The organism is Hoylesella shahii, from assembly GCF_937990675.1.
Classification (GTDB): domain Bacteria; phylum Bacteroidota; class Bacteroidia; order Bacteroidales; family Bacteroidaceae; genus Prevotella; species Prevotella shahii.
Genome location: NZ_CALKQY010000025.1, coordinates 77850 through 91173, shown reverse-complemented (window position 1 = coordinate 91173; position 13324 = coordinate 77850). Strand labels below are relative to the sequence as shown.

At 43.1% G+C, this 13324-nt stretch carries 11 protein-coding genes; 2 read left to right on the top strand and 9 right to left on the bottom strand.

What is annotated here, in order from left to right; all coding sequences use genetic code 11:
* The first annotated feature begins 5 nt into the window (after nt 1–5).
* Both abc-f and QME03_RS04305 read left to right on the top strand, forming a co-directional pair.
* A complete protein-coding gene (gene abc-f / locus QME03_RS04310) occupies nt 6–1781 on the top strand; it encodes a ribosomal protection-like ABC-F family protein (protein WP_281723579.1) in 1776 nt (591 codons plus the stop codon).
* 41 nt (nt 1782–1822) lie between these two features.
* Nucleotides 1823–2335, top strand: a complete 513-nt coding sequence (locus QME03_RS04305) for a PH domain-containing protein (protein ID WP_281723578.1) — start codon at nt 1823–1825, stop codon at nt 2333–2335.
* A 1327-nt stretch (nt 2336–3662) separates the two neighbouring features.
* Here the strand turns inward: QME03_RS04305 and QME03_RS04300 are convergent.
* From QME03_RS04300 to thrS, 9 genes are all read right to left on the bottom strand, one after another.
* Nucleotides 3663–5039 (bottom strand): zinc ribbon domain-containing protein, encoded by a 1377-nt coding sequence (locus tag QME03_RS04300; RefSeq protein ID WP_281723577.1) that lies wholly within the window; start codon nt 5037–5039, stop codon nt 3663–3665.
* Nucleotides 5040–5075: 36 nt separating this feature from the next.
* Complete coding sequence (locus QME03_RS04295) at nt 5076–5771, bottom strand: glycoside hydrolase family 25 protein (protein WP_281723576.1); 696 nt, start codon at nt 5769–5771, stop codon at nt 5076–5078.
* Nucleotides 5772–5819: 48 nt separating this feature from the next.
* On the bottom strand, nt 5820–6626 hold the full coding sequence (locus tag QME03_RS04290; RefSeq protein WP_281723575.1) for a hypothetical protein: 807 nt from the start codon (nt 6624–6626) through the stop codon (nt 5820–5822).
* Nucleotides 6627–6631: 5 nt separating this feature from the next.
* Entirely contained in the window at nt 6632–7921 is a 1290-nt protein-coding gene (locus QME03_RS04285) for a Na+/H+ antiporter NhaC family protein (RefSeq protein WP_281723574.1), read from the bottom strand.
* 362 nt (nt 7922–8283) lie between these two features.
* Nucleotides 8284–9348, bottom strand: coding sequence for a LacI family DNA-binding transcriptional regulator (locus QME03_RS04280; RefSeq protein WP_281723573.1), 1065 nt, complete (start codon nt 9346–9348; stop codon nt 8284–8286).
* Nucleotides 9349–9571: 223 nt separating this feature from the next.
* Nucleotides 9572–9916, bottom strand: coding sequence for a 50S ribosomal protein L20 (rplT, locus tag QME03_RS04275; protein WP_009235381.1), 345 nt, complete (start codon nt 9914–9916; stop codon nt 9572–9574).
* Between the two features lie 35 nt (nt 9917–9951).
* Nucleotides 9952–10149: a 50S ribosomal protein L35 gene (gene rpmI / locus QME03_RS04270; RefSeq protein WP_044075576.1), complete on the bottom strand. Its 198-nt coding sequence runs from the start codon at nt 10147–10149 to the stop codon at nt 9952–9954.
* 103 nt (nt 10150–10252) lie between these two features.
* Nucleotides 10253–10930, bottom strand: a complete 678-nt coding sequence (gene infC, locus QME03_RS04265) for a translation initiation factor IF-3 (RefSeq protein WP_025815137.1) — start codon at nt 10928–10930, stop codon at nt 10253–10255.
* 359 nt (nt 10931–11289) lie between these two features.
* Nucleotides 11290–13254, bottom strand: coding sequence for a threonine--tRNA ligase (gene thrS / locus QME03_RS04260; RefSeq protein WP_281723572.1), 1965 nt, complete (start codon nt 13252–13254; stop codon nt 11290–11292).
* Nucleotides 13255–13324: the final 70 nt, after the last annotated feature.

Below are 13324 nucleotides of genomic sequence, written 5' to 3'. Positions count from 1 at the left end.
GGCTTATGGCAAATCCAAAACCTGTGCTAGACGTACAGAACCTCACCAAAAGATTTGGTGCAAAGGTACTGTTTGAAGATATTTCGTTCTCTATTGCAGAAGGACAACGCGTTGGTCTCATTGCTCAAAACGGAACAGGAAAGTCTACTTTGCTGGCTATCCTGATGGGCGAAGAAGGTAAAGACGGCGGAGAGGTTATCTATCGTAATGGGCTGCGTGTGGCTTGCTTGGTGCAATCGCCTCACTTCGACCCAAAGGAGACTGTGCTTGACGCTTGTTTTAACCATCATGGCGACGAAGAAAAGGTGCTCAAGGCAAAGCAAATCCTTACGCAACTCAAAATTACAAACCTTAATCAGCCCATGGGCGAACTAAGTGGAGGTCAGCAAAAACGGGTGGCTTTGGCCAATACGCTTATTACTGAACCAGATTTTCTGATTCTAGACGAACCTACTAACCACCTTGACTTGGAGATGATAGAGTGGTTGGAGGGCTTCCTTTCGCGTGGAAACAAAACACTGCTCATGGTTACGCACGATAGATACTTTCTTGATCGCGTGTGCAACTTGAGTGTGGAACTAGACAATAACCCCATCTTTACTTATCAAGGCAGTTATGCTTATTATCTGGAAAAGCGACAAGCACGGCTGGATAATGCGCGTGCCGAGGTGCAGCATGCAAACAACTTATATCGTCGCGAACTAGACTGGATGCGCAGGCAGCCACAAGCGCGAGGACATAAGGCAAAATATCGCGAAGACGCTTTTTATGAACTAGAAGCCAAAGCTAAGCAGCGCATCGAAGAAAGGCAGGTACGACTTAAGAGCTGCAACGTTTATATTGGCTCTAAAATATTTGAATGTCAATATGTTTCTAAAGCATGGTCGACCGAGAAAGTTATCTTACGCGACTTTTATTATAACTTCGCGCGATTTGAAAAAATGGGTATCGTGGGCAACAACGGTACGGGTAAGTCTACGTTTATTAAAATGTTGCTGGGTGAGGTGCAACCAGACGGTGGGCGTTTCGATATTGGTGAAACCGTTAGATTTGGTTATTTCTCACAAGAAGGTTTGCAGTTCGACGAGCAAAAGAAGGTGATTGACATTGTTACCGATATTGCCGAATATGTTGATTTGGGTGGTGGACGTCATCTTTCTGCATCTCAATTCTTACAGCATTTTATGTTCTCGCCCGAAGAACAATATAATTATGTGTACAAGTTAAGTGGAGGCGAGAAGCGTAAACTTTACCTTTGCACGGTGTTGATGCGCAATCCCAATTTCTTGGTGCTTGACGAACCCACCAACGACTTAGACATTAAAACGCTGCAAGTGCTTGAAGAATACTTACAAGATTTTCCAGGGTGCGTAATTATTGTTAGTCACGACCGCTATTTTATGGATAAGGTGGTAGACCACTTGCTGGTGTTTAAAGGCGAGGGAGAGGTGCAAGACTTTCCTGGTAACTACACACAATATCGCCAGTGGAGCCAACTGGCTTCCCAAACAGAGGCTAAAGCCACTCCTACAGAAAAGAAAGAAAAGCCCACTTATCGCAACGACACCAAGCGAAAGCTAACTTATAAGGAGAAAATAGAGTTTGAACAGCTAGAGAACGATATTGCAGCACTTGAAGCCGAACAGGCTGAAATAGAGCAATCGCTTTCGAGTGGCGACTTATCAGTGGAGGAGATTACCGAGAAAAGCAAACGCTTGCCGGTGCTTAAAGACGAACTAGACGAGAAAAGTATGCGCTGGTTGGAACTAAGCGAGATTTGAAACTAAAGCATGTTATAAACAATAAACTAATTACCAATTTTATGATGGATACATACACATTTCGTTCGCCCTATTCAAAATTTATGCTTGGGTCTACCATTGTTGGCATGGTACTGATGCATGGTGCTTTTATGGCTTGCATGGGCGGTATGGCTCGCAGCGGTGTGGGCACTGGTCGCTTCTATACTTATCTGCTTGTTTTTGTAGCTTGTGTGTCTGTGGTGCTCTATGCGTTTTGCATACAGATACGTAAAGTTACGCTCAACGATGTAAATTTAGTTATTCATCGACAAATGGGGAAAGTGCGTATACCACTAAACAGCATAACCAGGGTAGAAATTAAAGACGATATCGCCTTTGATTTACGCCTTTGGGGCATATCTTTCTTTTTTGGACACTATGGTTTGTTTTATAATCGCAAGTTGGGAAGGTACAAGGCGTATGTAAAAGATGGAGACCAAATGCTTGTGGTGCATACAGAAAACCGCATTCATGTGTTTAGTTGTGAAAGACGCGACGAACTTATGACGCTTTTACAACAGCGTATTGCCTAAGTTCAAGGCCCATTGTGTGGCTTTGGAGCTAACGTTAACAGTCCGTGCAGAATGATTGTTTGCCCACTCATTCTGCACGGCTCCACTTTTTCTTTTGCATACAAGTTTTTCTTTGGGGTATGGTGTGCATTGAAAAAAGGTTCTTATGACTTTTGTATTATTGATGGCGAAAGCTTGTTCTAACATCTTTCTAAGGGCTTGGCGTAGCGCCAATGTTGTACAGAAACCCCTAATAAGAGTTGTGCCTTATTGTTGATAGGCTTGTTTTTAACATGTGGTAGGGCTGAGAAGGTGGCATAATTCTTTGTAATAGAGCCTTAAGTTGCGCCAAAGTTAAGCAAAACACAGGTAATAGCCTATCTCCTAACAGTGGGCTGACCTATACTTTCAATATGACACGCAATTAAAAGCGGTGCATCTAACTCCAAAATGGGTTATGAACATTTATTCTTCTAACAAACTTTCTGCAGAATTGATTTGTTAATCGTGGTACAAATATTTTACAAATGGTGTTTCCAAAAGCGCTCCTTCTAGCGAAAAATAATGCTTAAATGCACGCATTTAGGCCCTTTTTTTAGCTGTCTGATTTTTATTTTACATCATTTTTTAGGTTAGAACCTGCATTTTGCACCATTTAGCTTTTCTATTTGGTGTTCTGCTCGCCTTTTTTAACCACCCCAAAAATGGTTTTACAGGCAAAAATGCCCTTGTTTAGATATATTTTTCCTATAAAACACATGCTTTTTCAGTAATCTAAAGACCTAAAGCTTATCCTTTAACCGCATAAAGATGCATTTAGCTTTGTATTTTGCTACATTTAGTCTTGCTTTTTGCTGTATTTAGCACTGCATTTAGCTACAAAACGCAATGCATTTTGCAGCTAAATGAAGCGCATTTTGCAGCAAAACGCAGTGCTAAATGCAGCAAATCACACGGATTTATGTACAATTAGTAGTTTTAGACAGCAAAAAATGGTTGTTTATCCATTTTTGTGCAAATGCAATCGTTCATCGAATAAACCGTTGCGAGAATCGAATATTTGAAGTAGAGCTGGACTTTGGTGATTTTTAAGGGCAGTTTTGATGTGTGTTTTTGGTATTAATATTTTACAAAATAAATTGAATGTATAGCACAATGTTGGCGCAAAGAAAATAAAAGCATGAAGCACGCCAAGCAGCGATGCCATATATTAAGTGATTATGGCAAAAAATAAGCCCCGCATTCCTACTTATTGAGGATTGCGGGGCATATTATTTAGAATGGATGTGTGGGTTTGTGCTTGTGCTTAATAGCTTTAGCTTTGTATATTTAAGCCATTAAACAGAAGTTATTGCAGCACTTTCACCATATTAAGTTCGGTGATTTTACCATCAGGATTAACTTTAGCCTTGATACGATAGTTGGCATCTGTTTCTTTATCCTCGTCTTCGCGTTGTATTTTCTGATTAGCCGAGAAGTCAACAGAGTATTCATACTCGTCGATACCAATTTCGCGTTTAGATATTTTCATATCGTTGTTAGCTCTCCACTCCATTGATATAATATCATCCTTGTATATCTTGTTGAGGAAAGCAATAACATCACTTTTGGAAGCGTTGCTCTTACCCAAGAACGAGCTAAGTAAATCGCTGAAATTAGAGGTCAGCGCCTCGTCGTCGCGGTCGTTAATACTACGGAACATGCTGCGGAAAACCAAGGCTAACATTTCCTTTTCTTTGGGCGTAACAGTCTTAGCTTTGGCCACATTCAGGCTATTGTTGGCCTCGTCTATATAGTCGCCGTTGGGATGTTCGGTGATATAGAGGTTATAAGCTTCGGTAGTATTAGCTGTTTTAGCCACCACCCAGTCTAGCGAGTCAATCTTACGTTCGGCTTCAGCTTTATGAATACTGTTGGGATACTTGTTGAGGAAGTCGGTCATTGCCGATTTAGAGCCACTCACCACAGAGTTGGTCCAGTCTAATTCGGCCTGTTTTAGTTGTGCCAACTGCTGGGTTATCTTTTCGCGGTGCATGGCATCAGCATCTCTATAGTTGTTGAGATACGATTCAAGCACAGCAGGGTCGTTGCTGTTTAGAGCGTATTCGTATGCCTGTTGTTCTTTACCGCTAGAGGAGTGTATGAACCAATAAGCACCAAAACCAAAAATCAAAAAGGCAATAACCACGATGAGTGCGATTGTTGTGGCGTTTTTTTTGTGTTGTTGTGGTGCTGATGGGGGAGGAGTCTGTGGCGGAACTTGTCCATAAGGCGTTTGTTTGGCCTCGTCCATTTGTGGTTGTGTGGTGTATCCGGGTTGTGCAGCGTTTTGCCCTTGGTAGGTATTATAAGGCTGTTGGCCTTGTTGTGGTTGCACGTTTTGCGTGTGGGTATTCATGTTCTGTTGCTGTTGAACAGAGTCCATGTTGTTAGGAGCTGTATAACCCTCGTTTTGGGGCTGTTGTGTTGTGCATGTGTCGTGGGCATTCCCAATAGAAGCAGTAGTAGCTGAGTGCGCGTCGTTGTTTACATGTTCGTTATACGTATTCAAGTCGTTAGCCGTGCGATGGTGACAATGTGGGCATTCGGCTTGGTCTTTAAAATAAACGTCGCCACAAACGGTACATTTTGTCACTTCGTTTTCGATTCTTACTCCACACGAGGGACAAGTTTGTGCTCTGTCACTAATCTCGCGACCGCACTCTGGACATTTAATCATTGCCATATTGTTCTCTTTTTATCTTTGATTAGGGATAATTGGTTAATGGTGAAATCTTATTTCGCGTAAACCATGATTATTAAGAAATCTACTTTTATCTACAAGTCCATTGATTCCGTTAATTCTTCCCTTTCCGGTGTATTGCCACATGGTGATGTCACGACCGTCTTTTAGTTCGGGTTCGATGCCGTTGTACTGGGCAATCATCAATGGATATCCGTCTACCACGCCTTGCATGTGGGCGTTGTAGAAGTTGGTAAAGGTGTAAATTAGTGGTTTTTGTTTATAGGCTTCTTCTACAAGTGCGATAAACTTGGTAAGCGAGTCGCAGAATTCGGGAGTAGACAGTCCACTTTTTGTTTCGACATCAATCATAGGGATGAGGTCTTGGTCAGCGGGTCTGCATTGCATCATGAAGTTATCAAGTTGCTTTTTGAGGTTTGTTTTAGGCCTAAAAAAGTGGTACGAGCCCACTTTAAGCCCATATTGATGTGCCAATTCGATGTTGCGTTCGTATCTAGGGTCGATGCGGTCGCCTCCTTCAGTAGCTTTAATATATACGTAAGCCATCTTAGAATTTTCGCCGATGACCTCCCAAAACACTTGTCCTTGGTAGTGGCTAATGTCTATGCCGTGAATGTGGTTGCAAGTGTCTTCGCATTGTATGTAGTAGCCGTCTTGTGCTTTAGCTAAGAACGGGCTTAATGTGCACGCTAAAATGATAAGTAATTTCTTCATGAATGCAAAGTTACAAAAAGTCATCAGAGTGCGCACATTATCTTCTCATTATTCTTCTAGTTCTGAAAGATTTTTTGCAAATTTATAGGTAAGATTGCTAATTGTCTCTATTGGCGCGTATAGAAGATAGTGAAAGCTGCGGCGCATACTTTGTTTTATGGCCTGTGAATTAACCTGCACCCAGGGCGATTTATTTTGTTTAAAGTCCCATTTATAGCTCGTGTCTTTTACCGTGCGTTCCACAGCTTTCAGAGTAACGCTCTTTGCATCGGTCATCACGCGCCGAGTGAAGGGTACTTCGTCTGTATCAAAGCCCAAAAGTTGAATAAGAATGCTCCCCTGAAACTGTGCTAGGGTCTCGATATGCAGATTAGTGAGCCAGTTTTCAAGTTTAATGAAGTCTATTTTATGGCCCATTGTGCGGAGGTAGATGCCCAAGTCCACAATTCCTCTTAACACCACGCCCTTATTGAGCATTGTTTCAATGTTGTGAACGATGATGTTTAGCACATGTACAGTTTCTATTGAAGTGTCGATGGCGTGCGGCTCGCTGTGTCGGATGTTGTTGAGGCGCTTGTTAAGTAAGCCGTTTGAGAGTTGGGCGCTATCGTATTTGTGTGTAGAAGCAGCGTGCTGACAGTTGCGAAGGTCGTGGATAATATTCTTCGGAACATGTTGCACGAAAGGTAATTGTTGTTTGTTGTATCCCGCCCAAGCATAAGGCACAACCTCGTGAACCCCTATCACGGCAAACAGCTTACGCCATTTATGGGCCGACATGGGTTCAACGCTGTGTGTCTCGCCGAAAGCACCAGCTTTTAAGAGTGCGAAAAAGTTTCTCTTGATAACGTCCATTTTAGTTAGCTATACTTCTTTGGGTATCTGAAAAAAATGGCCAGAATGGTTACAATACCAATGGCAAAGGGATAATAAAGATAGGGAACAATGTGTGCTGGATTGATTTGAGCCAGTCCTGCGGCCATTAATAGTTGTGCGCCGTAGGGTATTATGCCTTGAATGCAGCATGACATTGTGTCGAGAATGCTCGCACTTTTGCGACTATCAACGCCATAACGTTGAGAGATGTCTTTGGCTATTCCTCCTACAGTGAGTATGGCCACAGTGTTGTTAGCCGTGCAAAGGTCTACCAAAGCAACGAGTAGGGCGATGGTTCCTTCTGCTCCTCGTTTGCCATTGATGCGGGCTGTGAGTTTACTGATAACATAATCCACTCCACCATTCATACGGATAATCTCGAGCAGACCTCCTGCTAGCATGGTGATGATGATGAGTTCGCCCATGCCAACAATACCTTGGCCCATAGACTGAAACCAACCAAAGAGGTCGTAAGCCCCATTCCAAATGCCAATGATGCCGGTCATGGCTAGGCCAAGAGTTAGCACAGCCATCACGTTCATGCCAAAAACAGCCATAGCAATAACTACAACGTAGGGCAAGATGTTGAGATATTGAATGGAAGGCAGGCTGTGCGAACTTTCGATACCAAAGCCTATGAAGGTGTATATGCCCATAATGGCTAAGGCAGCAGGCAGAACGATGTAGATGTTAACCAAGAACTTGTCTTTCATTCGGCAGTCTTGTGTGTTGGTTGCGGCTACGGTGGTGTCGGAAATAAACGAAAGATTGTCGCCAAAAAACGAGCCGCCCACCACTATTCCTGTCATTAACGGAAGACTGATACCTGTGTTTTGGGCTATGCCCACGGCAATGGGTATGAGGGCAACGATGGTTCCAACGCTGGTTCCTATGGAAAGAGATATGAGACAAGCTGCAAGGAAGATGCCTGGCAGCAGCAAAGTGCTTGGTAGCGCGTTGAGCGTGAAGCCCACCATGGCGTCGATGCTACCCATTTGTTTGGCCGAATTGGCAAAAGCTCCAGCCAAAACGAATATCCACAGCATAAGCATCATGTTGCTGGTGCTAGCCCCTTTGCTAAATACATTGATGCGTTCAACTAGGGGCTTGCCTGTGGATGTGGCGATGGCATACATACTTGAAATCATGAAAGCCACGGTTATGGGTATCTTTTTGAAGTCGCCCGCTATAATAGAAGTGACGAGATACATCACAATAAAGACGATTAGCGGACTTAAAGCTAATAGTCCTTTCTTGTTTGAGATATGGTGCATGTGCTGTTGTTAAGTTTGAAGTGACGGCATTGGCGCACGTCTCTTATTATTTTGTTATCCTGTTGTAAGTATGTGGCGTTTGGCTCGATGGCGTTCTGCCACAGCTAAGTGAAAATACAAAGGGTGTTGGGGTGGGGGAAGGCTACCCTTTATTTGGCGTGTTGGTTGTGCTTGCCGTTTGTCGTTATGCTAGTTGCGGCAGTTAAGTGGCCTGTTGGTAGCATACTGAGGCACGATAGAAGGCAAGAGGCCTTTAATCTTTATCGTTGGCATGCCTTACAATGCCTACTTCTGCTTCAAAAGGGATGAGAAGTGTGGACACATAGTTTAGAATGTCACATCTGTTACGCCAAATGGCAATGTTAGAGTTGTGTTCGGCGATAAAACTCCACGTTCTCTTTTGTAAGAAGCTCTATGGGCATGTAGTTAATGGGGCTTACTTTCTTTTTCAAAACGATGGCTTGGAACAATGTGTCTACGCAAGCATAACCCTGCATGTAAGCGTGTTGAGCAATAAGAAATGAGATGCTTCCTTGTTTAAGGCACTCGGCGTTCTTACCCACCATGTCGTAACCCATTATCTGCACGTTATGTCTGTTGGTTTGTAGTAAAAAATTCCCCACGATGTGCGCTTTAGAATTGAATGTGATGCAATGGTGCACTTGTGGGTTTTGGGTAAAGAACTCTTCAAGGATGTCGATATAACGATGCTTACCAGTCTCAAGTGGAAGATTCACGTCGGTGATTTTGATATGGGGGAAATGGTCGTTCATGTATGTCTTAAAACCCATTTCGCGGTTCTCTTGCTGTTTACTAACCACTTTGCCGTCTTTGGTTTGCTTTACAATCAATATTTCTTTCTCGTTGTTGGCAATCATCATGAGCATTTTAGCGGCGAAATATCCACTGGCTAGCGAATCTTGACCATAGAAAGAGAGAGGCTGAAGATCGGGCATGTACGAATCGAGCATCACAAATGGGATGTTGCGTTCGTGCAATTTATCAGTGAAAGTGCGTGTTACATCTAGTTGAGACGGCACCACAATAACGCCGTCGGGATTGAGTTCTAGGCAATGGTTCACCTGTTTTACGAAAGTTTCAGAATTAAAACGGTCGTAATATATAATCTCAACATTAACGTAGAAGTCGCGTCTAACCTCAGCAGCCTTTAATGCTCCCTCTTCAATTTCTTCCCAATAGGCTTCCGACTCGTGTTGGGGAACGACGAGATAAAACGTGTACGACTTGTTGTAGGCTAAGGCACTGGCATACATGTTGGGTTGATAATTAATGCTTTCCAATACCTTTTCCACCTTCTCTCTGGCAAATTTCGATATGTTAGGGCGGTTATGAAGTACTCTGTCTACGGTTCCAACCGACACGCCTGCCATCTCTGCGATATCCTTAATCCTTATTTTGCTGCTCATGTGATATGTTGTAATCGGGGGCAAAAATACAAAATATCTTCCTAATACTCAACTGTGTAAGCTATTTTTCAATGTCAATGCAACAAATAGTGTATGCATTGGATAAATATTTGGAAAATATAAACAATTTTAATGACTGTGGGATAGGACTCCCTTTAAGTTGAATATGACAAAAAAAGAGGACACATGCTTATGCGTCCTCTTTTCTTATTGTGCGTGATATTTACTTCACTTTGTCTACAATAGCTTTGAAAGCTTGGGGATTGTTAACGGCGAGGTCGGCAAGAACCTTACGGTTGATTTCGATACCTGCTTTGTGCAACGCACCCATGAGTGTAGAATAGGTCATATTCTCTAGGCGAGCGGCAGCGTTAATACGTTGAATCCACAGAGCGCGGAATGTACGTTTCTTGTTGCGACGGTCGCGGTAGGCGTAGGTAAGACCTTTTTCCCAGGTGTTTTTAGCTACAGTCCAAACATTCTTTCTGGCACCATAGTAGCCTTTTGTAAGCTTTAAAATTCTAGTTCTTTTTGCTTTAGAAGCAACATGATTGACTGATCTTGGCATACTTTCTTCTTAACTTAAAAATGTTTGACTAATGTTTAACGCAAGCAAAGCAAGTCGCGTACCTGCTTCATGTCCGTACGATCAACTAGCGTTGAGTGTACCAAGTTTCTCTTTTGCTTCTTTGTTTTCTTAGTCAAGATGTGACTGTGGTAAGCATGTTTTCTTTTAATCTTACCCGTACCGGTGAAACGAAATCTCTTTTTTGCACCGGAGTTTGTCTTTACTTTTGGCATTTTTTTGTTGTTTATTTGTTATTTATATATGGTGGCAACGCATATACCCGGCGTTACGCACCTCGTTCTTGTCTTTATTGTTGCTGCTTCTACAAGCGTTGGATTATTCTGCTTGGAGTTTTTTGAGCACATCTTCACCATTCTTCGCGTTGGCGAACAGACCGTTATCGGTGTTTGCAGTTTCTGTCTCAGCTTCTGCGTTCTGCATTTCGCTTTCGCGTCTTTCGCGGTCCATTTTTTGTTGGCTCTTCTTTACTGCACCAGCTTTTTTGGGAGCAATGTATAGGAACATTTTTTTGCCTTCTAGAGCAGGCATCTGTTCCACTTTACCATATTCTTCTAAGTCGTTCGCAAAACGCAGAAGTAGCACTTCGCCTTGTTCTTTGAAGAGAATTGAGCGGCCACGGAAGAAAACGTAAGCTCTAACTTTGTTGCCAGCATCCAAAAATTCTTTTGCGTGCTTAAGTTTGAAGTTGTAGTCGTGTTCATCGGTTTGAGGTCCAAATCTTATTTCTTTCACTTCTACCTTCACTTGCTTTGCCTTCATTTCCTTAGCATGCTTCTTTTGCTGATAGAGGAACTTTGAATAGTCAATGATGCGACAAACGGGAGGTTGTGCGTTAGGAGATATTTCTACCAAGTCCACCCCTTGGCTTCTTGCCATATCGAGTGCTTGACGGGTGGGCATAACAGAGGAGCCGCCTTCGTTTACGATGCGTACTTCCTTCGCGCGTATCTGCTCGTTTATGCGATACTGGTTCTTTATTCTTTCATTCTTCATTCAACAATATTATGATAAGCGGCTGCAAAAGTACGATTTTTCGAGCAAAAGGCAAAATAATTCCTTGGTTATTTTATACATACGCCTTATTTTATACATAATTAAGCGTGTCTTTGTTCTGTTTTTCTTGATAATAGTCGAACAGTTGTTAAGTAAATGCACTTTCTGTACGAAAATAAAGCTTGTGTTATCTTGTTATTTGTTAATAAACAAGTGCATATTTTGCACAAGTTTGTGGAAATCATGTTCGAAAACCAGATGATTTCCTTGCTAATTTAGAAAGAGCCTTTTATAAAATGCCAGCGTAAACAGCCTTTTGTTTGGTGTTTACGCTGGCAAAAAATATTTCTGGTTTGCTATTAATCCTCTGGGTGGATGTCTGTAGCAGCTAGTTGGCTAGCCACTTCATCGTTAATACGTTGTGCAAACTCTTCCATTGTCATGGTAGCTTGTTCGCCACCGCCTTGCTTTCTCATCGAAACAAGGCCCTCGGCGGCTTCTTTTTCGCCAACGACAATCATGTAGGGGACGCGCTTAATTTCGTTGTCGCGAATCTTACGGCCAATTTTTTCGTTGCGCATGTCTAGTGTAGCGCGAACACCAACGCTGTCTAAGTATTTTGCCACACGCTGAGCGTAGTCGTTATACTTCTCTGAGATGGGCAGAATAGCCACTTGGTCGGGGATGAGCCATAAGGGGAAGTGTCCTGCGGTGTGTTCTATAAGCACTGCACTAAAGCGTTCCATCGAACCAAAAGGTGCGCGGTGAACCATCACTGGCGTCTTCTTCGTGTTATCTTCGGCAGTATATTCCAGTTTAAAACGTTCGGGTAGGTTGTAGTCTACCTGAATTGTTCCCAACTGCCAACGGCGTCCGATAGCATCTTTCACCATGAAGTCGAGCTTTGGTCCATAGAAAGCCGCTTCTCCATATTCTATCTTTGCGTCGAGTCCTTTTTCTTTGCAGGCATCGATAATAGCCTGTTCGCTTTCTTCCCACACTTCATCCGAACCGATATACTTGGTCGTATTCTTGGGATCGCGCAAGCTAATTTGAGCTTCAAAGTTTTCGAATTGGAATATTTTGAATACAGCTTGGATGATGTCCATTACGCGAAGGAACTCGTTTTTCACTTGTTCGGGACGGCAGAAAATATGTGCGTCGTCTTGTGTAAACGAGCGAACACGTGTTAGACCGTGTAATTCGCCACTCTTTTCGTAGCGATAAACAGTGCCAAATTCTGCAATACGCAGTGGTAAGTCTTTATAAGAACGAGGTTTCCACGCAAACACCTCACAGTGGTGGGGGCAGTTCATGGGTTTCAACATGTACTCTTCGTCTTCTTCGGGTGTGTGTATGGGTTGGAACGAATCCTTTCCATAGTGTGCATAGTGCCCCGAAGTTACGTAGAGATTTTTGCTGCCGATGTGCGGTGTAATAACTTCTTGATAACCGTAACGCTTCTGTATCTTGCGCAACATGTCTTGAAGACGCAGGCGAAGTTCTGTGCCTTTGGGTAGCCAGATAGGCAAACCTTTACCCACTCGTTCAGAGAACATAAAGAGTTCCATTTCTTTTCCAATCTTGCGGTGGTCGCGTTTCTTAGCTTCTTCAAGCATAACGAGATACTCATCGAGCATCTTTTTCTTCGGGAATGTGATGCCGTAGATGCGTGTGAGCTGGTCTTTCTCTGCATCACCACGCCAGAATGCACCTGCAACGCTAGTTAGTTTAACTGCCTTGATGGCACCAGTTGAGGTGAGGTGAGGGCCTCGGCATAGGTCGGTAAACTCACCTTGCGAATAGGTAGAGATGGTACCATCTTCCAAATCAAGGTCGATATGCTCGCACTTGTATTCTTGTCCGTCGGCCTTAAACTCTTTTAGGGCATCGGCTTTCGAAACTTCTCTGCGCACAATAGCCTCGTCTCTTTTGGCAAATTCGCGCATTTTCTCTTCTATTTTGGGGAAATCATTCTCACTGATAGGTGTTCCGTCTTTGGTCATTACGTCGTAGAAGAAACCATTTTCTACGGCAGGACCGAAACCGAACTGTATGCCAGGGTAGAGCGCTTGCAGTGCTTCGGCTAGCAAGTGGGCCGACGAATGCCAGAACGTGTGCTTACCTTCTTCGTCTTCCCATTTGTAAAGCTCGATGGTGGCGTCTTCGTTAATGGGGCGATTAAGTTCGGTTGTGATTCCGTTCACGCCAATCGAAAGCACGTCGCGTGCTAAGGCTGGCGAGATGCTTTTTGCTATTTCTAAGCCGGTAATGCCTTTTTCGTACTCGCGGATGGAGCCATCCGGAAATGTTATTTTTATCATATACCTTTTGTTTAATGTCGATTTGATTGCAAAAATACGATTTTCTTTTTACATTGCGCACATGTTTGGC

Excerpts from the sequence above, each read along its gene's own strand:
- QME03_RS04280 (WP_281723573.1), bottom strand. The coding sequence starts at position 9,348 with ATGAGCAGCAAAATAAGGATTAAGGATATCGCAGAGATGGCAGGCGTG.
- rpmI (WP_044075576.1), bottom strand. The coding sequence starts at position 10,149 with ATGCCAAAAGTAAAGACAAACTCCGGTGCAAAAAAGAGATTTCGTTTC.
- QME03_RS04305 (WP_281723578.1), top strand. The coding sequence starts at position 1,823 with ATGATGGATACATACACATTTCGTTCGCCCTATTCAAAATTTATGCTT.
- thrS (WP_281723572.1), bottom strand. The coding sequence starts at position 13,254 with ATGATAAAAATAACATTTCCGGATGGCTCCATCCGCGAGTACGAAAAA.
- infC (WP_025815137.1), bottom strand. The coding sequence starts at position 10,930 with ATGAAGAATGAAAGAATAAAGAACCAGTATCGCATAAACGAGCAGATA.
- abc-f (WP_281723579.1), top strand. The coding sequence starts at position 6 with ATGGCAAATCCAAAACCTGTGCTAGACGTACAGAACCTCACCAAAAGA.
- QME03_RS04300 (WP_281723577.1), bottom strand. The coding sequence starts at position 5,039 with ATGGCAATGATTAAATGTCCAGAGTGCGGTCGCGAGATTAGTGACAGA.
- rplT (WP_009235381.1), bottom strand. The coding sequence starts at position 9,916 with ATGCCAAGATCAGTCAATCATGTTGCTTCTAAAGCAAAAAGAACTAGA.
- QME03_RS04295 (WP_281723576.1), bottom strand. The coding sequence starts at position 5,771 with ATGAAGAAATTACTTATCATTTTAGCGTGCACATTAAGCCCGTTCTTA.
- QME03_RS04290 (WP_281723575.1), bottom strand. The coding sequence starts at position 6,626 with ATGGACGTTATCAAGAGAAACTTTTTCGCACTCTTAAAAGCTGGTGCT.
- QME03_RS04285 (WP_281723574.1), bottom strand. The coding sequence starts at position 7,921 with ATGCACCATATCTCAAACAAGAAAGGACTATTAGCTTTAAGTCCGCTA.